1 pseudogene is annotated in these 1161 nt (G+C 60.5%); it reads left to right on the plus strand.

From position 1 onward, the window contains the following. Positions 1-1161, plus strand: a pseudogene (locus tag EOA29_RS41895) (ATP-binding protein); the annotation flags it as partial.

Consider the following 1161-nt stretch of genomic DNA (forward strand, 5'->3'; position numbering starts at 1 on the left):
TATCAAGGCTTTGATAGCGGGCGGCGAAGGCGCATCGAGCGGAACCCTCCTCATCCTCGACGAACTCGGCAAGCTTCTTGAGCACGAAGCACTCGAAGGCGGCGACGTCCATCTGCTTCAGGATCTCGCCGAGCATGCGTCGCGCAGCAGCGGCCGCTTAGTCGTCATCGGCATTCTCCACCAGTCGTTTGAGCAGTACACCGCGCGTGCTGCGCGTGACGCGCGGCAGGAATGGCGTAAGGTTCAAGGCCGCTACCAGGATATCGCATTTCTTTCGGGTGCGGATGAAACAGTTGCGCTGCTTGGCCGGGCCATAGCCGCTGAGCGCCCGAGTGGTGATGCATCGGGCGCCCGCGTTGTTGCTGAAGCGGTCGCCAAACGCCGCCCGATGGACGTTGATGTGCTCGCGGAAGCGCTTGAGCAGACATGGCCTCTTAACCCGGTGAGCGCGCTTCTGCTCGGACCGATCTCGAGAGCGCGGTTTGCCCAGAATGAGCGGAGCGTGTTCGGTTTTTTGAGTTCCGCCGAGCCCTCCGGCTTCAAGGAGTTTCTGGAGACGACCGATCTTAACGGCGGGACTTATGACCCCGCGATGCTCTGGGACTATCTTGCTGCCAACTTCGGAATGGCCCTTACGGCGGGTGTGGACGGCAACCGCTTCAGCCTCGCATTCGAAGCGATCGAGCGGGCCGGCGTCAAAGGAACCGGTTTGCATGTTGCCTTGACGAAAGCGGCCGCGATCATCGAGTTTTTCCGCAACGGTTCTGGCGTTGTGCTCGCAGACGACTTTTTGAGCGCGTCGGTACCCGGCTTCGGAATGAAAGCGATCAGCGGAGCGATCAATGATCTCGTCGATTGGGCTATCCTGATCCGGCAGCCCCGCCTCGGCGGATATGCACTGTTTGCCGGCAGCGACTTCGATCTTGAGGAAGCCATTGGCCGGGCTATCCAACCGGCGAATTCACTTGAGCTCGCCGACATTCCGCGCCGCGTCGGTTTGGGCTTTGCCACGGCCAAACGGCATTACTTCCAGAAAGGCGCGCTGAGGACTTTTGAAATAGCGCTGCAGGTCGTCAGCCGGAACGACACGATCGAGTCTTTGACGAGCGGCATTCTAGCCCGCCCGCTTCATGGCAGCGGCCTTTTGCTATTGCTTCTCGG

The sequence above is a fragment of the Mesorhizobium sp. M1E.F.Ca.ET.063.01.1.1 genome, from assembly GCF_003998155.1.
GTDB lineage: Bacteria > Pseudomonadota > Alphaproteobacteria > Rhizobiales > Rhizobiaceae > Mesorhizobium.